The organism is Microcoleus sp. N9_A1, from assembly GCF_036701795.1.
GTDB lineage: Bacteria > Cyanobacteriota > Cyanobacteriia > Cyanobacteriales > Microcoleaceae > Microcoleus.
Window position 1 is genome coordinate 13898 of the sequence record NZ_JAUBRI010000024.1, and the last position, 19836, is coordinate 33733.

The 19836-nt window shown below is 44.8% G+C and carries 12 protein-coding genes; 6 read left to right on the plus strand and 6 right to left on the minus strand.

Features of this window, described 5'->3' with window-relative positions; translation table 11 throughout:
* Positions 1 to 64: 64 nt before the first annotated feature.
* A complete protein-coding gene (gene infC, locus QUA58_RS13365) occupies positions 65 to 601 on the minus strand; it encodes a translation initiation factor IF-3 (protein WP_006635262.1) in 537 nt (178 codons plus the stop codon).
* Positions 602 to 1018: 417 nt separating this feature from the next.
* Here infC and QUA58_RS13370 point away from each other — a divergent pair, with 417 nt between their 5' ends.
* The 5 genes from QUA58_RS13370 (at position 1019) to QUA58_RS13390 (ending at position 6998) form a co-directional block, all read left to right on the plus strand.
* Entirely contained in the window at positions 1019 to 2041 is a 1023-nt protein-coding gene (locus tag QUA58_RS13370) for an alpha/beta fold hydrolase (protein ID WP_333255514.1), read from the plus strand.
* Positions 2042 to 2519: 478 nt separating this feature from the next.
* Complete coding sequence (locus tag QUA58_RS13375; RefSeq protein ID WP_333255516.1) at positions 2520 to 2882, plus strand: hypothetical protein; 363 nt, start codon at positions 2520 to 2522, stop codon at positions 2880 to 2882.
* A gap of 584 nt (positions 2883 to 3466) precedes the next feature.
* Entirely contained in the window at positions 3467 to 5260 is a 1794-nt protein-coding gene (locus QUA58_RS13380) for an N-acetylmuramoyl-L-alanine amidase (RefSeq protein ID WP_333394433.1), read from the plus strand.
* A 121-nt stretch (positions 5261 to 5381) separates the two neighbouring features.
* Entirely contained in the window at positions 5382 to 6263 is an 882-nt protein-coding gene (gene murI, locus QUA58_RS13385) for a glutamate racemase (RefSeq protein WP_333255520.1), read from the plus strand.
* A 180-nt stretch (positions 6264 to 6443) separates the two neighbouring features.
* Positions 6444 to 6998: an NYN domain-containing protein gene (locus QUA58_RS13390; protein ID WP_333255522.1), complete on the plus strand. Its 555-nt coding sequence runs from the start codon at positions 6444 to 6446 to the stop codon at positions 6996 to 6998.
* Between the two features lie 637 nt (positions 6999 to 7635).
* Here the strand turns inward: QUA58_RS13390 and drt5 are convergent.
* The 3 genes from drt5 to QUA58_RS13405 all read right to left on the minus strand — a co-directional run bounded on the left by drt5 (position 7636) and on the right by QUA58_RS13405 (position 9816).
* A complete protein-coding gene (gene drt5, locus QUA58_RS13395) occupies positions 7636 to 9132 on the minus strand; it encodes an antiviral reverse transcriptase Drt5 (protein WP_333394434.1) in 1497 nt (498 codons plus the stop codon).
* 299 nt (positions 9133 to 9431) lie between these two features.
* The gene (locus tag QUA58_RS13400) at positions 9432 to 9557 is read right to left on the minus strand and encodes a hypothetical protein (RefSeq protein WP_333394436.1); all 126 of its coding nucleotides are present in this window, start codon (positions 9555 to 9557) and stop codon (positions 9432 to 9434) included.
* Between the two features lie 112 nt (positions 9558 to 9669).
* On the minus strand, positions 9670 to 9816 hold the full coding sequence (locus tag QUA58_RS13405) for a hypothetical protein (protein WP_333394437.1): 147 nt from the start codon (positions 9814 to 9816) through the stop codon (positions 9670 to 9672).
* 175 nt (positions 9817 to 9991) lie between these two features.
* On the opposite strand from QUA58_RS13405, the gene QUA58_RS13410 reads away from it, so the two are divergent.
* Positions 9992 to 15967, plus strand: a complete 5976-nt coding sequence (locus tag QUA58_RS13410) for an AAA family ATPase (protein WP_333394439.1) — start codon at positions 9992 to 9994, stop codon at positions 15965 to 15967.
* Positions 15968 to 16038: 71 nt separating this feature from the next.
* Here QUA58_RS13410 and QUA58_RS13415 read toward each other — a convergent pair whose 3' ends face one another.
* Positions 16039 to 17244, minus strand: coding sequence for a glycosyltransferase (locus QUA58_RS13415; RefSeq protein WP_333255531.1), 1206 nt, complete (start codon positions 17242 to 17244; stop codon positions 16039 to 16041).
* A 562-nt stretch (positions 17245 to 17806) separates the two neighbouring features.
* Positions 17807 to 19438 (minus strand): polysaccharide biosynthesis protein, encoded by a 1632-nt coding sequence (locus tag QUA58_RS13420; RefSeq protein ID WP_333255533.1) that lies wholly within the window; start codon positions 19436 to 19438, stop codon positions 17807 to 17809.
* Between the last annotated feature and the right edge of the window lie 398 nt (positions 19439 to 19836).

Sequence of the window (19836 nt, forward strand, 5' to 3'; positions counted from 1 at the left end):
TCGGAAGTCATCAGTTATCAGTCACCAGTTGATGACTGATGACTGCTTACTAATGACTATCTATTTATACTTTCTTCGGCGACAGCAGCATCATCATACTGCGTCCTTCTTTTTTGGGGGCTTGCTGCACTTCTGCGATTTCCTGCAAATCTGTGGCCATGCGCTTAAGCAAGTCCTCTGCTAGGTTGCTGTGTTGGATTTCCCGACCTCTGAACATGATCGTGGCTTTTACTTTGTCCCCAGATTTGATAAAGCGGTCTGCTAGTTTGAGGCGCACTTGGTAGTCGTGTTCTTCAATTTTGTAGCGCATCTTCACTTCTTTAACATCGGCAGTGTGCTGCTTCCGCTTTGCTTCTCGCGCTTTCTTTTCCTGCTCGAATTTGTACTTCCCATAGTCCATTACCCGGCATACGGGCGGGTCAGCTTTGTCGCTGACAAGTACAAGATCCAGTTCTTTTTCTTCTGCCAGGCGCAGCGCTTCTGCAGGCGTCAATATCCCTAGTTGCGCGCCGTCGGTATCGATTACCCGGATTTTGGGGTATCGAATATTTTCGTTGATCTGGGGTAGGTTGCGATTTTGTCTTCTTTCAATCACAGGCATGAATGGTTTTACAAGCAGTAGTTTAATAGCGAAGCTTCTTGATAGTTACAGGTTTGATCGGTCAATATTTCACGATTGACGATCGAACTGTTTTGCAAGGTGTTACCCTTACCGGACGTACTACCGCGTCCTGTCTCCCCTCCGCTAAAGCCTTGGGGAATATTTGGACGATCGTAAATGAATTCTTACAATACTTGCTATTCTACTCAGTCTGGCTGAATTTCTGCCGAGTTTTATTTTAACTTCACACACGATCGCCCGCCCCCTTACCCGATTGATGACAAAACCGTCAAAAATTCAGGGTAAAAGCTTAAGGATGAGGTACAACCGCTTTTCGCAGCCCATCTCCCCCAGTCTGGCAAGTCCCCCAAGTCGCCTGATTTGCCTTGTAGAATAGGTATAAGCAAGTGTAAATTTATGTTGCGAGCTGAGGCAAAATTGACAAATTCTCTGCTGTGGCACCAACGGGTGGGAACTCAACGAGACTGGATGTGGCGGGGTTGGCAAACTCGCTACACTTATTTGCGGCCGACTTTGGGGCGAAATCAAGGCGCGCTGGAATTTCAAGATTCTGCTGCCGAACCAATGGCCCCGCGCGCATCGGGAACGCCGATTATTTTACTGCACGGGTTTGGAGCTTCGATCGGTCACTGGCGACAAAATCTCGCCCAACTAGCCGAAAACCAAACCGTTTACGCCTTGGATTTGTTAGGGTTTGGCGCTTCCCAAAAAGCTCCTATCGACTACTCTGTGTCTTTGTGGGTTGAGCAAGTTTATGATTTTTGGCTGACTTTTATCAGAGAGCCAGTAATATTGGCAGGAAACTCGATCGGCTCGCTGATTTGTCTGGCCGTGGCGGCAGCTCACCCGGACATGGTGGCCGGCACGGTGATGATTAGCCTCCCCGACCCCTCTGTGCGAGCCGAAGCGGTGCCTGGATGGCTGCTTCCGGCGATCGAAGCTGTTGAAAGTTTGTTTGTTTCTCCGATCGTACTCAGGCCTTTGTTTTATTTTGCCCGCAAGCCTTCCTTTGTCCGTCGCTGGGTTGGCTTTGCCTACTCCAACCCCGAAGCTGTTACCGACGAATTAGTGGAAATTCTAGCAGGGCCAGCAGGCGATCGGGGAGCCGCCCGCGCCTTCTGCGCCTTATTTAAAGCTGTAGGCAGTTCAAAATTTTGCCCCAGTGTCAAGATTGTGATGCGAAATTTAAACATCCCCATGCTGTTAATTTGGGGCAAACAAGACCGGATGATTCCCCCTCGGTTCGCCCGACCCCACCAATTTGTCGAATGCAATCCCAATTATGTAGAGCTAGTTGAATTAGACAATGCGGGCCACTGTCCCCAGGATGAATGTCCGGAACAAGTAAATCAAGCAATTTTGAACTGGATGAGCCGGAATTTTGCACCTCTGGGCGAGAACCAATTGCAGCACTGTTGATTAGACATGGGGCCGTGGATTACTAAGGGGAAAAATAACTTCCAGGTATCGATCCCGCTCAAAAATAAATTTGCTATAACTCGATCGCACCGGTGGTATGGTATAGCAGATGTTGAAGGCTATAGCAGCGAAGCGGAGCGGGTAAAAAGAAGTCAAGCGTGAAGGCGCAATCAACCGCTTAGGTTTCAAAAATTAAGAACGTCCTCACCGTCAGGGCGGTTGCTATATTACAAAACTTCCCTATCTTGAGAGTCAGTCGATTTGAGGTTCAAGATTGACTCCCCAGCCGCTATCTAGAGGCTTGAACTAACCTAAACCACTTGTTTGCTGTGGACGACTCCTGCAGGAAAGTAAGTCTCCGTCTTTCTGTGATGTCATGTATCTACTGTTATTGATGGCCCCTTTTTTTAGAAGCTCAGAGATTGACACAATCACCAAGATAGTGTATCTTCTCTAACTGGTAGTACACATCCAAGTTATGCAGTTAGTCGAAAGGCAAGTCATTAAACCAAATCACAGATTTTACCCAGAAGCCGATCGATTGTCCTTGCTGTCCAACAAACTTTACAACTGCGATAACTATATCTACGGTCAAAACTTTTTCTCAGGTCAACCAACCAATGCTCTGGCTGTCGATCGTGCACTCAAAAAGAGTCTAAATGACAAAGCATTGCCGGCCCAAGTAACACACAAAACTCTCCCGTTACTGCTGAAAACATGGACTAGCTATCATAGTGTCAAATTGGCGGGCGCGATCACGATCGCCCCACTAAGTTTCAAGCAGCACCGAAAATCCCTGATTAAAAAATTCAGAAAAAAAGAGAGCAGGGGCGATATGTAGTTGTATTTAACTGTCAATGTGTTAGCAAAAAAGCTTTTCCCAAAGAATATGTCAGTTTGTCTGGGAGTAACATTTGGCAACCTTGAAAAGTTACCTAAATCTTGAAAATCCGGATTGTTCGCGAGGTAAGTTGTTAAGTTATTGAGGTAATTTAGGAAAAGTTAGAACAAAACGCAAGTGTAAAGCGGATTATAACCGTTGCCATAACGAGCTTCGCCAACATTAAAGAGCTATGAAACCCCTCCCTGAAAAAACGGTAAAATTATACCTTCTAACTTGTACCTTCTAACTTGTACCTTCTAGCTTCAAGAAACACCTTGTTTCTTGCTCCTAAAAATAAATACTTTCCCTTGTGCCAACAATCTTTCAGTCTGCTTATAACCGATCGCCCCCAAGTATACGGGAAAGTTCCAAAATGCCGGAATCTGGCATTTTGGAGCCTGTTAACGCATAAAAAGTCAATTTAGCCAACAACTGACGGCCCCCGTGCCCCCGGTCTGCTGGCGGCTAACTGCTGAAAGCCTCTGAGGGCAAGCAGCGCCCTTCCAGCTTTTGGCAGTAACGCAAACGAGGAAAAAACTGTCGTGAAATTCCACTGGCTACTACCGAGTTTCTTAAGTGTATTTTTGCTCGCCGGAGCCGCCGAAGCAGCTAGACTGCAATCTTGGCGGTTTGATGCTTCAGAGAACCGGCTTTACATTACAACAGAAGGGGGAGTACAACCCAAGGCTCAACTGATTTTCAACCCGATGCGGTTGGTAATCGACTTGCCGGGGACGAGTCTGGGTCGTCCCTCGGTCAGCAAACCGCTCTCAGGGGCGATCGAATCGGTGCGGGTAGGGCAGTTTGACAACGATACGACCAGAATTGTCGTCGAGATCAGAGACGGGTTTACTATAGACCCTCAGCAAGTAAAATTCCGGGGTATTTCTTCGAGCGAGTGGACAGTGGATTTGCCAACGCCGGTGCGGGGAGAAACTCAAAATCCGATTTCAGAGCCAGGGGGAGAAAGGTTATCGGTTGAACCTTCAGCATCCCAAGCCCAGTCGGCTGAGGCGACTGTAGTTCAGAACGTTCAGGTGACGGCGGACGGTTTTTTAGTCCGCACTGCGGGCGGCAGCCCCCAAATTAATTTTCAACAAAGTCGGGCCGGGGACATCGCCACCCTCGATATTGAAGGAGCTAGTTTAGATCCGGGCCTAAGCAGCCAACAGCCTCAAACTAACGGTAAGCACGGGGTTGACAAGATTGAAGTCCGGCAACTGCCAACAGACCCGCCCGTTACCCGCGTGACTTTGCGGATGAAGAGTCCTAATACTCAGTGGCGGGCGTCTGTGAGCAATTTAGGCGGGGTTGTGCTATTGCCTGGAAGTGTAGTAAGACAGCCCTCGGTTTCCCGCCGCCTGACTGTAGATCCTCCGGCTAGACAAGCTCAAGGAAATTTAGCGAGAGTTCAGTCAATTGATTTAGCCAGTAATGGCACGCAACTCGTGGTGAGAACTGACCGCCAAGTCTCCTATACCAGCGGGTGGGACCAGGGGTCGAGAGCTTACTGGATCAGGATCGCCTCTAGTTCTCTGACGGGGCAAATTCCTCAGCTCGATGCCAACAGTCCTGTATCGTTTACTGCCAGCCAAGAAGATGCGGAGACTGTGGTGATTTGGGTGCAGCCGCGATCGGGGGTAGAGGTAGGCAGGGTGACGAGGCCGAGTCCGCAGTTGCTGTCTTTGCAGTTGCGATCAAATGCTAGCGCGCAGCAACCTTTGACTCGAACTCCCAATTTGTCGCCTTTGCCGAGAAGGACTTTGGGAAGCGACGATTTGCCCCAAGCTTCTAACCGCCGGGCCGTAGTCGCGATCGATCCTGGTCACGGCGGCCGCGATCCGGGGGCAGTCGGGATTCAGGGCATTCAGGAGAAAGAAATTGTTTTGGATATCTCGTTTCAGGTGGCGAGGCTGCTGGAACAGCAGGGCGTGCAGGTGGTGATGACTCGGACTGACGACAGCGAAATCGACCTGGAACCGAGAGTTTCTTTGGCGGAACGGGTGAATGCTACTTTGTTTGTCAGCATTCACGCTAATGCGATTAATATGAGCCGGCCGGATATTAGCGGGATTGAGACTTATTATTTCAATAACGGCCAAGATTTGGCGAAGGTGATTCACGCCAGTATTTTGGAGGGGACGGGGGCGACTGACCGCCGGGTGCGGCAGGCGAGATTTTATGTTTTGAGAAAGACTTCTATGCCTTCTGTTTTGCTGGAGGTGGGTTTTGTCACGGGTGCTGAGGATGCTGCTAGGCTTTCAGATCCAGCTTACCGCAGTCAAATGGCGGCTTCGATCGCTCGCGGCATTTTGTTTTATCTTCAACAAAGATAATGGGCAGTGGGCATGGGGCATTGGGCATTGGGCATTGGGGATGGGGCATGGGGCATGGGGCATTGGGAATTGGTAATTGGTAATTGGTAATTGGGAATTGGTAATGGGGAATTGGTAACTAATGACAACAGACAACAGACAACAGACAACAGACAACAGTCAACAAAGAATCGGTATTTTTGACAGCGGCGTGGGCGGTTTGACTGTGTTGACCCAGTTGTACCGACAATTGCCCAACGAATCGATACTTTATTTTGGAGATACGGCGAGGCTGCCTTACGGCACTCGCACGCCGTCGGAAATTGTGGAGTTTGTCCGCGAAATTATGGCGTGGTTGGTGGAACAGGATGTGAAAATGGTGATTATGGCCTGCAACACCAGTTCTGCTTTGGCGATGGAGATGGTGCAGGCTGAATTTGATATTCCGGTGCTGGGAGTAATTCTGCCGGGGGCGCAGGCTGCGGTGCAGCAAGGCAAGCGGATCGGGGTCATCGCAACTCCTGCTACGGCTGCTAGCAATGCTTATCGAAATGCGATTTTGGAGATGGACGATTCTTGCCTGGTGTGGCAGGTTAGCTGTCCGGCTTTTGTGCCGCTGGTGGAGCAAAACCGGATTCACGACCCTTATACTTGTGAGGTGGCTCGGGAATATTTGGCTCCTTTGATTCAGCAGCGCATCGATACGCTGATTTACGGCTGCACTCATTATCCGCTGTTGGCTCCTGTGCTTCGCTCGCTTTTGCCTGCTGGGGTGACATTGATCGATCCTGCGGTACGGGTGGTGGCTGCTGCTGCCAGAGAATTGGAGCTTTTAGGGCTGCGGAATCCTGGTACTGCGCTACCGACTCGTTTTTGCGTGAGCGGCCCCCCGCAGCAGTTTGCGGAGTTGTCCGTGCAGTGGCTCGGTTGTACTCCGGCTGTTGAGAAAATATCCCTGCCGACAGTTGTACGTAGCGAAGCGGGGCGTAAGCCATCGCCCGTATCGCTGGAATCTGGCGAATAAGCCCGAAAATTTATAGGTTAATCTAACCCCCCAAAACTCAGGTAAAGCTGGCTCTGGGGGGTTTAATTATTGCGATGTAATCTAGCAATTACACATCAATAGGTAATATTATTGAACAAAAGCTTTGATGAACAATGCAAATAATGTCCTATACGTGCTGGATCTCTTCAGCCTTGAACCATGTCACCCTATGTATCACAAGCAGTTTTACTTGTAGACGGCTATAACATAATTGGGCTTTGGCCTCGACTCCGAGAGAAGCGCGATCGCGACGAACTCGAAACGGCTCGCCGCGAGTTGATTGAGGTTTTAGTTAACTACAGCGCCGTTCAAGATTTTGAGGCCAGGCTGGTGTTTGACGCGCACTATCGAGATACTCCCAGCGTTAAAGAAATTATTACTAAAAATTTATCGGTGCACTACACTGACTTCGGTCAGACAGCAGATACTTATATTGAAAAATCTTGTGCTAATTTGCGGTATGAGTTGCGATCGGTCAAAGGCAAAGGCCGCATGATTGTCGCCACATCAGACCGAGCGCAGCAATTGACCGTAGTCGGCTACGGTGCCGAATGGATGTCCGCCGAACAACTAGCGGCTGATGTAGAATCCACCGCCCGCCGCAGCGAGCGTCGGCACAAATCCCGCAAACAAAATTCCAGTCGCTTTCTCTCCAGTTCCCTCGATCCAGAATCCCAGCAGCGCCTCGCCAAGTTGAGAATGGGGCTGCATTAACTGCTGAAACCCGCTCGCTGTCTGATTAAAAAAAAGTTTCTCAAAGGCCTTGCCAAATCGAGTAAGTTCAGCTATTGTTAGTAAATGTGGGTAACAAAAACCCCCAATCCTCGGTAGCTCAGTGGCAGAGCGGTCGGCTGTAATGAATGCAAGCCTTTGGCATAAACCAAAAGCCCTAGTGACATAGCAGCTCTATCCGGTAACGGATACTGAAAAATCGGGTGAATTCAAGGAAACCGCAGCACTTCGGGTGGCGGCAATCTTGAGCCAAGTCTGGCGAAAGGCAGCGGTTACGATCGCAATTAGCCGGAAAGGTGCAGAGACTAGAGATGAGGAGCCTAACCAATAAATCTCATAGCGCCCGACATCCGACGACAGATCACAAACATGATTTGTAGGGATGATGAAATAGTCCGCGCCCTTCGGAAACGTTGGGATAAGTGTAACCGATTGGTCGTAGGTTCAAATCCTACCCGGGGAGTTAGTAAAAGTCTGAAGTTGGAATTTTCCAGCTTCAGATTTTTTGTGTTTGTTGCGCTGGCGAAATAACATTCCGATTCAGCGGCTACTAATACCTGGAACTCATAACCAGCGACGTTTGTGAGTCTGTTGCACGAGAATTGTTATACAGGATTATTTAGAGTGCAGAAATGCAATCAGATATCAGCTTGTTCATTGAGCTAGCTTTGGAGAAATACTTCAAAATATAATTCCTACGGCTTTCAGTCTCTTTACGACAGCCTACTGCTGCTGACCAAGATAACCAATCTGACTTTCCAACACGAAGATGTTCAGACCTGAGTTCAGGTAATCCAAACCGATGGTCTGGGATCTCAAGTAATTTTGCTTGTGTCAAGCTTGTGGCGTGAGGATGATTATATAACAAGTCAATTATGTCACCATAGTTATGAGACTTCATAAGATAATCTTCTGCCATTTTAGCAAGCCAAAATAATTGATTTTCTGTTGTATTTCTAGAGGTCTTAAGAAATTCGTGAACCAGGTTAGATAGCTCTGTTTTATCATTTAAATATCCGCAGTAGGTATAAAAAGTTTTGCTAAGGCTTGGGAAACGTTCTAGAAAACTTCTCATTTGCTCTAGAACATCACTTCCATGATTTCGGAGTAGAACTAAAACCAGTTCAGCATCTTCTTCATGAATATCTGGATCTTTTAAAATATCTAGCAAATATGCGATTTCCTCATCACTCAGGTTCTCATACTCTTCCTCTTCCTCATCCTGCTCAAACTCTATACCAGAAACTTCAATAATATGTCGTCTAACTTGCAATAAGCCTGCTTTAATAGCATCAACTTGCTTTTCAATATTAATTTCGTCTACTTGACCAATTTTTGTTTTTGCAGAATTCAAAAAAAGACCTTTTTCCCCCAACATTCTCTGAATTACAACAAAATCTGAATTAATTACAGTCTCATCATTATCAAAGAGATAATAATCATCCATGAAACGGAGCATCAGTTGACTTCTTATATTAATAGAATTGTCAACAAATTTTAAAAACTCTGCACCTATAACCTTACATGGATGCAGTCCTTGCGGCAAACAATCGACTGATCTGCCAGCATTTATTTCCCTTAGAAACTGCCCAAAGTCTTCTGTGTCCTTTAAACTTCGCCCTCCTTCACTTGGCTTTTTTTCACTAAACCAAGCTATAAGATCATGATGATAAATTGAGTTGAAATACGAACTTATGTCAAACTTGGCGCTAAACCGATAAGATTTCTTTGCCTCTCCAATACATGACTTAAATTCTGCATAACTCTTGGTTTGAGCAACGGGTTGCCCACCTTCAAATCTATAGCCAAAACTTTTTCTATTCTCACGAAAATCAGAGCGAAAACTTGTTCTATTTCTATAAACCAGATCATAAATAAACAATTCTGCCACAGGATCTAATTTAACTGTTCGCCGAAGGTGAAAACCTGTTTTAGAGGCATAACAGGGAAGCTGAGGCACAAATGAGTACTCTTTCTCTGATTCATTTAATACTTTTTCATAGATATATTTAAGAATTGCGTCCCCATGATTCTCAATAAGAATACGAGTAGTAGCCAGGGGAAACAATGTTCTTGGGTAATCTGCTAAGAAGTATTGCAGTGTTGCCTCGTTCATGCTCTTTGTCTCCTTTTGGTGTTGGCTAACTGATAATTATATCGCAGATGGGGTATAATACCTTGTCTAACCTAAAAATACCCCAGGTCGCTCAGAGAGCATCTAAGTTTTGCAAAAAGTATTTTTTTTATTCGTCGGAGCGTCCCCGCACAGCGAAGGTTGCAGAGCGAAGCGGGCGGGGACGCTGGTACTATAAAACCAAAACTGAGAGGCTCCCGATCGCTCATACAGCAAATTGCAAGTTTATAGATGACAGTAACAGCATTTAGTAAACCAGTTTTTTAGATGTTGAGGATTTATTAAGCGGTTATTTGTTCTGGCGATCGCAAGTGCAGGGCCGTAATGCGATCACCCACCACATCTACCTTAACCACCGCCGTTTCTTCTCTGACTAAGCATCCCATTTCTTCAGCGTGTCGCAGCAAAATTTCGTCATATTTTGCTCGATCAATTTGGAAAGCAGTTTAGAGTTTTCCAGCCCCGGGCGTCTAATTTTTTCTTGGTAACAAGGGTCAAAAAGTTAGCTAAACCTTGAATTCATAAGGATTTGTCTTTCATGCGTGCGATCGGCATCACAGAATTTGTTACAATATTGCAATCAACTCGGTGAGGTGTCAGACCGTACATGATTAAGTCAAAGCTCAAACCAGATGTTCTGCTGTCCGCCCCTCCATGCCATTTCAAAGTTTAGGCATCTCCCTATCTAAAAAATCCCTGAGTAATTACTGATATTTTAACATAGTTAAAGTATTATAAAATACCCGCTACCTAAAAAATACTTAAGTACCGTCCGTCCGAGAGTCGCTCGACATCAAGAAAAATGTTTACCCAAAATTTAGTCATAGATAGAATAAAACCCATGAATGCAATTCCCGGTTACAGAATAACAGAAGTTGTTCAACTTGGTGTGAAATCCATCATTTATCGCGCAGTCAGGGAATCAGATCGAGCATCAGTCATCGTTAAAACACTCAATACCGAATATCCCACAATAGAAGAAATAACCCGCTTGAGACATGAATACAAAATTAGCTCGAATCTCAAAGTCGAAGGGATTGTCCAACCCTATAGCTTAGAAAAATATAAAAACAGTTTCGCCCTCATATTAGAAGATTGTGGCGGTCAATCTCTCAGACACCATCTAGCGGGTAAAAGGATTAAAATTCAGAAGTTTTTGCCGCTGGCTATTCAAGTGGCTCAAACTCTCGGAGAAGTGCATCAAAACCAGATAATTCATAAAGATATAAAACCCTCAAATATTATCATTACCCCAGATTTTCAACAAGTAAAAATCACCGATTTTAGCATGGCAACGCGCCTATCTAGAGAAGTCCACCAAAATAGCAATGCCACCATGCTAGAAGGCACTCTAGCCTATATATCCCCAGAGCAAACCGGTCGGATGAACCGAGACCTCGACTACCGAACAGACTTGTACTCTCTAGGCATCACCTTTTATGAAATGCTGACAGGAGATTTGCCTTTTAACTCAACCGACCCATTAGAATTAATTCACAGCCACATTGCGGTGACGCCCGTTCCTCCCCATCAACTAAACAATGAAGTCCCGCAGATGGTTTCATCCATTGTCATGAAACTATTAGCTAAAAATGCCGAAGACAGATATCAAAGTGCCTTTGGAGTAAAAGCAGACCTGGAAAATTGTCTAACTCAGCTACAAACTACTGGCCAAATAGAAAATTTCATTCCAGGGACACTTGACAAATCAGGTCAATTTTTGATTCCCCAAAAACTCTACGGCCGCACACAAGAAGTCGCTGATTTGATGGCATCATTCGAGCGAGTCAGCTTTGGGAAAACTGAGATGGTGTTGGTAAGCGGTTACTCAGGCATCGGTAAAACCTCAGTTGTCAGTGAAATCCACAAACCAATTGTCAGGCAGCGGGGTTATTTTATTGCTGGTAAATTTGACCAGTTTAAGCGGGATATTCCTTATGCTTCCCTGACTCAAGCCTTTGAGTCATTGATGCAGCAGTTATTAACAAAAAGCTCAGACGAGTTGGCAATTTGGAAAGAAAAGCTCTTGTCGCGGCTAGGTCAAAACGGTCAAATTATTATTGATGTTGTCCCTTCTGTCGAACTAATAATTGGTTCGCAGCCTGCTGTTCCACAATTGGGGCCGACAGAATCTCAAAATCGCTTTAATCGATTGTTCAAAGAATTCTTGAAGGTGTTTGCCCAAGCAGAACACCCCTTAGTTCTATTTCTGGATGATTTGCAGTGGGCAGATTTAGCTTCCTTAAAATTGATTCATGAACTGGTAACAGACTTGGAAAGCAGATATTTTTTACTGATAGGAGCCTATCGAAATAACGAAGTCAATTCGACTCATTCTTTAGTTCAAACTGTCGAAAAAATTCAACAGAGTGGTGCTCAGGTGCATCACATTATGCTCCCATGTTTAGAGTTGAGCAGCGTCACTGAGCTAGTACAGGATACTTTGGGTAATGAAACCGAAAAGTTAAAGTCTTTGACACAGTTAATTTTTGATAAAAGTGGCGGAAATCCCTTTTTTCTAACTCAACTGCTCTCAACTATTCATTCAGAAAAACTGTTAGCTTTTGATTTCTCTGTTGGTGCGTGGCAGTGGGACATCATGGAAATTGAAGCCGCTGGCCTTGCAGATTACAGTGTCGTTGAATTAGTGGCTCGAAATATTCAACAATTGCCGGAGGAGACGCAGCAAGTATTAAAATTAGCTGCTTGTATCGGGAACCGTTTTAGTTTAGAAAATTTGGCAATTGTTAGCGGAAAATCAGGCTCGGAAACGGCGACTTATTTATGGGATGCGCTGCAAGCTGGTTTAATTCTGCCAATGAGCGATGCTTACAAAATTCCCCTGGTTGATGAAGAAATCGTGAAAACACAGCGGAGGGGTGAGACGCCCATCCCACAAAACAATCAAAATCATCCCGCGACGGGCGAGACGCCCATCCCACAAAACAATCAAAATTATCCCGCAATTACGCAACGCTCAATTGATTACAGGTTTTTGCACGATCACGTACAGCAAGCCGCCTATTCTCTCATCCCTGACTCCCAGAAAAAACAAACCCACTTAAAAATCGGCTCCCTGCTGCAAAAGGGCGGGCACGGGGGCACCGTCCCTACGGCATCGGAAATAGCAGAAAATATCTTTGATATTGTTAACCAACTCAATATCGGGGTGGAATTCATCATAAATCAAGACAAACGAGATGAACTAGCTAACTTGAATCTGATAGCTGGTAAGAAAGCTAAGAGTTCTGCCGCCACGCAAGCAGCGCTCAAATATTTTAATGCAGGTTTAGAACTTCTACCCGATCGAGCTTGGCAGAGTCACTACGATTTAATCGTGGAACTCCATACCGAAGCGCTGGAATTGTCTTATATAAATACCGATTTTGAGCGAGCGTTCCAGGTATCAGAGATTATTATATTACACGCCAAAAATTTGCTAGAAAAAGTCAAAGTTTACGAGCTAAAAGTTAGTTTTTACTTTAATCAAAATCAACCCCAAGCTTCGATAGATATAGCTATAGAAGCTTTAAAAATGCTGGGAGTGTACATCCCAAGAACCCCACAAAAATTGAAGATACTCAAGGAGCTATTTCTGACAAAACTAGCTTTAAGAAATAAGCAGATTGAGGATTTATTGGAACTGCCACCAATGGCTGACCCTAATAAAATTGCAGTTCTACGGATTTTAATGAACATGAGTCCGGCTACTTTTGTAGCAGCACCCGATATGTTCCCATTGATAGTCTTGAAAATGGTTACACTTTCTCTTAAATACGGGAATGCGCCGCTATCTAGTTTCGGATATGCAAACTATGGTTTGCTCCAGTGTGGGGTGTTAGGCGATATGGATGCTGGATACCGATACGGTCAAATGGCTCAGGCACTTTTAGAACGATTCCACACCAACTTGCACAACTCTCAAATTTCACTAATTTTTAATGGTTTAATCCGTCACTGGTCTGAGGGTGGCCGAGCAAGTTTTACAGGTTTAATTGAGGGTATTCAGAGCGGACTAGAAACTGGAGATGTCAGCAATGCTTGTTATTGTGCTAGTTTTTATAGCAATTATATATTTTTGAGCGGCGAACCTCTGGACTCCGTGGAAACTAAGCAGAATCAATATATTCAAATGTTGCTTAATTATCAAAATGAAATTATGATTTATCAAGCCAAAGTTGGGGCGCAAGCTGTCTTAAACTTGCAAGGTAAAACAGCAAATAATTGCCTATTGACGGGAGAAGAATTTAATGAAGAAACTATGCTGCCAGCTTTAAGGGAGAGTCAAAATAATCTGGTATTATTTGTAGTATATTTATATAAATCATGGCTAAATTATTTATTTAAAGATTATGCTAAATCTGCGGAAAATGCCGCGACAGCATCAAATTATTCTGAGGGTGCGATGTCTTCGATGTATGTTCCCATCCACAATTTTTACTATTCCCTAGCGCTCTTAGCTTTGTATCCCACAGCTTCAAAAATTGAACAGAAAAAACATTTAAAAAAAGTTGCTTCGCTTCAGAAAAAAATGAAGCATTGGGCTTTGAACTCTCCGGGAAATTATCAGCATAAATATGACTTAGTAGAGGCCGAGAAAGCGCGAGTATTGGGACAGTCTGAAAAAGCTGCTCTGTATTACGATCGCGCGGTGAAAGGAGCCTCGAATAATGAATACATCCACGAAGCAGCGCTAGCAAACGAACGGGCGGCAGAATTTTATCTAGCTAACGGTCGAAATAAAGTAGCTCAGACTTATCTGATAGATGCTTACTACGGCTATATTCACTGGGGAGCAACCGCTAAGGTAAAACATTTGGAGTCACAGTATCCGAGTTCTTTACCGCCTGCATCGGTGGGAAAAGCCAGCGCCGATCGAACTATTACTAGCACTAATTATAGCACGAGCAGCAGTCACAGCAGTTTATTGGATTTGACAACTGTTGTTAAAGCATCTCAAGCGCTAGCTAGTGAAATTGTGTTGGACAAGTTATTAGAAAAGTTAATGAAAATGGCGATTGAGAATGCTGGGGCGCAAAAAGGTTTTCTCCTGATGCCCAAGGACGGAAAATTGCGGATTGAAGCAGCGGCATCGGTGGAGTCTTCGGATGTTGCAGTTGAGCAATGTCCGACAGTTGCTCCAGCGGAGGTTTTGCCAATAACGGTGATTAATTATGTTGAAAGGACGCACTCTGATGTGGTTTTAAGTCAGGCGGCTAGGGAAGGTCTATTTACAGATGACCCCTATATTAAAAGACGGCAAGTGAAATCGGCGCTTTGTACTCCCATTCTGAATCAAAGCAAACTCGTAGGCATTCTTTATCTGGAAAATAATTTAACTTTTGAAGCGTTTTATCCAACCAGATTGGAGGTGTTAAAAATGCTTTCTTCCCAAGCGGCTATCTCTCTGGAGAATGCCGTACTTGTTGCTAATTTGTCGGCGGCTAAGGAACAGTTGGAGGATTATTCGCGGACGCTGGAGGTGAGAGTAGAAGAGCGCACGCAGGAATTAAAAACTAAAGAAGCTAAGCTGCAAGAAGCTCAAAAACTGGCGCACCTCGGCAACTGGGAATTTGATTTGGAGGGGGATAAATTAACTTGGTCTGAGGAAGTATTCCGAATTTTTGGTCTTGACCCTAAACTACCAGAACCCACTATTTTAGAACACAGGAAGCAAATTCATCCAGATGACCTACAGTTGTGGTTAGAGGCAGTAGAGCAGATTAGTCGGTTAGGAAATCCTTGCGAGTATGAGATGAGAATTTTGCGCGCTGATGGAGCTGTCAGATATATTTATGTTAAGGCGCAAGCTATTTTTGATGGCGGTAAGGTGATTAAGTTATTTGGGACGATACAGGACATTACCGCGCGCAAGTTAGCGGAGGATGCTTTGCGACAGTCGGAGGGGCAATTGAGAGAAAAAGCGACACAATTGGAAGTTACTTTGTCCGAATTACGCTCGACGCAGACTCAACTAATTCAAACTGAAAAAATGTCTTCTTTGGGGCAGTTGGTGGCGGGGGTTGCTCACGAAATTAATAATCCGATTAATTTCATTTATGGCAATGTTCTCCATGCTAACGATTATAGCTCGGATTTGCTGGGATTGATTGATCTTTACCAGGAGTCTTACCCGAATGCTAATCCTGAGATTGTTGCTAAAACAGAAGATATTGACCTCGCTTTTATTCAAGAAGATTTGCCCAAAATTCTAAAATCAATGCAGGTTGGGGTCGATCGCGTTCGCAATATTGTGCTGTCCCTGCGGAATTTCTCACGCCTGGATGAAGCCGAGATGAAACCAGTGGATGTTCACTCCGGGATTGATTCGACTCTGCTAATTTTGCAGCACAGGTTGAAAAAGGATGCAGTCGGACATGGCATTGAGGTAGTTAAAGAGTACGGTCAACTGCCGGAGGTAAATTGTTATGCTTCTGGGTTAAATCAGGTGTTTATGAATATTTTGAGCAATGCAATTGATGCAGTGGAGTTAGGAGTTGGGCGGCCGGAGACAACTGCCAAACTAGAAAATCCTTTATCTCCAATCTTTGAGCGAAAGATTAAGATTCGGACTGAGGTATGCGACAAAAACTTGGTGAGAATTTATATTGCTGATAATGGTCGGGGGATGATGGAGGAAGTACGATCGCGAATATTTGACCCTTTCTTTACTACAAAAGCTGTGGGGAAAGGTACCGGTTTAGGGTTGAGTATCAGCTATCAGATTGTGGTAGAGAAACACGGTGGGAAGCTAATGTGCATTTCCGCACCGGGTGAAGGGACTGAGTTTGCGATCGAAATTCCGGTGCAGCGGTGAGCTTTTATTGAGTTTTTATATAATGTTTTTTAACCGCAGATATCTGCGGTTAAACAATCTCAATCTAAATATTAAACATCGCGTTCTGTTCGCACCCATTTGGTTTGGCGTTTGAGCAGAAAACCCAGATACAAAGGGATTTTCCAGAGTATGTAAAAAGGTACGGATAACAAAGTGGAACCGGAAATGTCGGCACGCCCAAATTTAGCCCAAGCGCCGACAATTGAAATTAAAATTAGCAATCCTTGTAGTCCTAACAAGACGGCCGGAATTGGAGATATTCCGAGGGTTGCTGCTAGTAATGAGGCTGCAAAAGCTGCTAGCCAGATAGCGACTAACAGCGAAAGGGGAGGGACGGATAAGTCGAGGGCGATCGCCATTAAGTCAAAACGCTGTTGCTCGATCGAAGCTGTCGCCAGCCTGGGAGTCTGAGTTAGCAGTGTCTGGATGTGTCCGTGTTCCCATCTGGTTCTTTGACTTTTAGCTGCTTCCTGCTGCTGCGGCAAACACCCTGTGACTCGGGCTTCGGGGCAGAATACGGTTGGATGTCCGGCGATCGCCAGATCCAAACTCATTTGCATATCTTCCACGATATTGCTGCTAGCTAAAGGAACATCTCGAATGATTAACCAGGGAAAAGCCATGCCCGTACCTGTTAGCAATGACGGGAATCCTAGCTGTTTTAATCCGCTGGGGCGGACGAGGTTTTTCACGAGAAATGCTAAGGCTGAAATGGAATCTTTTGGGGTAGGATCTGGCGGTTGTTCCATTAAATATGTGGCCTGCACCGGTCTTTGTTTTGCCATTGCAACGCGGGCTAATGTTTCTATGGAATCTGGCTCACAGATGCAGTCTGCATCAACCATAATGACTACTTCTGGGGGGTCTGAGGCGATCGACTGCAAGCCGAAATCCAGGGCGTATCCCTTCCCCTTGCGTTCTGTGTCGTGGCGCTCGATCGCCGTTGCACCGTAGTTGCGGGCGATTTCTGCCGTAGCATCCGTGCAGTTGTCAGCAATGACTAACAGGCGGTCTTGAGGTGTTAGCTGCGGCAGAATGGTGGAGATGGTGGCGGCAATTCCTGCTGCTTCATTGTAGGCGGGAATTAAAACTGCTATTTTGGGGCGGGGTTCTTTACTTTTTGCTGTTTCACCGAAGCCCGACAAGAAAGCTGCACTGCATTCTAGGAATAGAACTGCAACGGGAATTAGCAGGATTAGGGCGATCGTCAATAGCACAACATCAATCAATAGAAACAGTAGCTGATTAATTTCCACAATTCTAGTACCTTAATTTTATTTTATTTTTTCCGTTCATTGAGTTTATTTAATCTTATTGCACCTTTGTTAACTCACGACGCCACGCTCTCTAAAGTATCATTATATCATGCACGCAAAAAATCATCATTTTCACATTAGTTGCGACGACTTAAGTCCTCCTAAAATTACTAGGAATAGCGTCATTACTACCAATTAATTTCATTGCGGTTGTGCGATCGCAACTAATATCATATCATGTCTATTCTGACAATGTTAAGTCACTCAATTTAATTAAACCTCAAACAAGGCCAGACTGGAGAAACCAGGTTTCTTTTAGAAACCTGGTTTCTGGGTGTTATATTTTTAATCAACTAAACACTTAGTCGATGTTTAACATCCAATCCGGTTGCATCGGAATAATAAAATGGAGTCAACAGTTAACACTCAACCATTCAGTTTTTAGATCTTGAGTCAACAGTCAACAATCATTTCGCTCGTGCAACCGGAATTGATATAACTCATTTACCCCCTGTGGGTGGCCAGTCAGGAAGCAATCTCCCAACTCAAAACTATGTTCAAGCTACGCTGCATCGGGGATAGCAAAAGGTTCAGATTTTTTGGTGTTGAACTGTGCGGGGGGTGCAAATTCTCTGAGATATCTCGACACCGATCGCAAATATCCCACTTCTGCTTGAATCAAATCCAGCGTTGAAAGACTCTCAACTAAGTCATCAAACTCATCTGCAGTAACTCCCGCACTGTGTAAGACTTCTTGGTTAAGCCGCCCGCAAATTCCTTGCAGGAGGAGTTCGATAATTTCGCTGTAGTCAGCGATTTCCGTTCCATAACCTTGCAATTTCTTCGGATTGATCCCCCACTGCAAAATCTTCAACAAGTCTTCGGGGGAACTCCACGCAAAAGAGGAAGCAATCACTTCTTTTTCCGCTGCGACAAGAGCGTGCTTGATTTCCACCTCCGGGAAATCTGCATCGCCGATTAAGCTTTCCAGTTTCGACACTTGTTTATCTAACACGCGCAAAGAAAAAGGAGCTAATTCTACACTCACCATGTCACCAGTATCATCAACACTTCTAAAAGGATCTTCCAAAACATTAATTAGGAGGTGAATGTCTGTAGGCTTTTTCCAGTCAAACTGTCCAAGGAAAAACGGTTCTTCATATCCCGGCAAAAGTCCTTGAAAATAAATCGGCAGGTTTTTGCCTGATTCAAGAATTTTATAAAGAGCTACTTCCAAGGTTTCTGTCGGCCACCCGAGATTACTCACGGCGACAAATTTCAGTTTTCCGGGAACGGATACAACCAGCGAATTCAGTAATAAATGTACAGCTTCGACAAGATTTTGAGCGGTTACGTAGCGGTGGGGAGCGTGAACGTTGACAGTTTTACCTTGCTGTACTTTTTTGGACATTTGCTCGCAGAACAAGCTATTTTCCAACATATGAGTAAAGCGAACCATCCCATAGGTGACATCTCCTTCTTGAGCTGCTTTGGCAAATTGCCATTCGGCAAACTTTTTGGAGGCCGCGTAAACTTCAGTTGTAAAATATCGAGATGTTTTGCCTGTGGAAGAGAAGATGCAGTGTTCTATGCCGTATTCTTCGCAGAGTTGGATGATGTGTTTACATCCTAACAGGCTGGTTGTAACTGTTTCTCGGATTTTGATTTCAGCGAGTCCGGGTTGGCGTTGGGCTGCTAGGTGAAAAACAATTTCTGGTTTTTCTACCTCAAATATGTGTTTTAGCGCCTCGAAGTTGCGAATGTCGGCGGCATAGAAAGTTACAGCACCTTCTCTGTTAAAAACCGGGAGATTTTCTTTGGGGTTTTGACATCGGGCGTTGTCTGCGGAAATGATTTTAGTTGCGCCTAATTCGAGGAGTTTTGCGATTAAGAAACGACCCACGCATCCTTCTCCACCAGTGATGAGGATGGTTTTTCCTTTGATTTTGCTGCTGCAGGCGGATGCGTATAGGTGAATTGTACGATCGCGCACGTCGCTAAAAGGTTCGCTTTCTAATTGTCCGTCGGCTTGATAGGCCCAGATTAGCTGTGCGGTGAGAGTTTGTAAGGCCGCTAGGATTTCCGGATTTTGCGGTTCCGGGGAACCTGGGGGAACTAGCTGCTGGATGCAATCGATGATTTCTGCTTTGCTGGCAGCTTCAAACACTTCTGAGGGGTTAAATGCACTCTTCACTTTTTTGGCTCCTTTAAATTGTAGAAATACGGTTAGTGATAAGCGAGTTGTTAAACAGATTTTCGAGGGACAGAATCTTTCAAACTCTGCTTAGTTTTAAGATTTTTTAGACTGAAAGCCACTTAATGGAAAAAACACGCGATCGGCTCTGCTACTAATTGCTTGTATTAAGCCTACTTGTAGTTTTATTAAGCGCTTTTTTAACCGACTTATTTTTGAGATCGGCAAAGTCGGAACCTTCTATCTCCAAAATTTGTCACTACAACTATATACTTAAATTGCTGAGTGTTGGCAATACTCCGAACATATCTTTACTATTTCTTTGCAATCACCTGCGAGTTTTCACGCAATTTTAAAGTTTATGTAAAGTAGGGTCTACGTTTAAAAAACTTAACAAT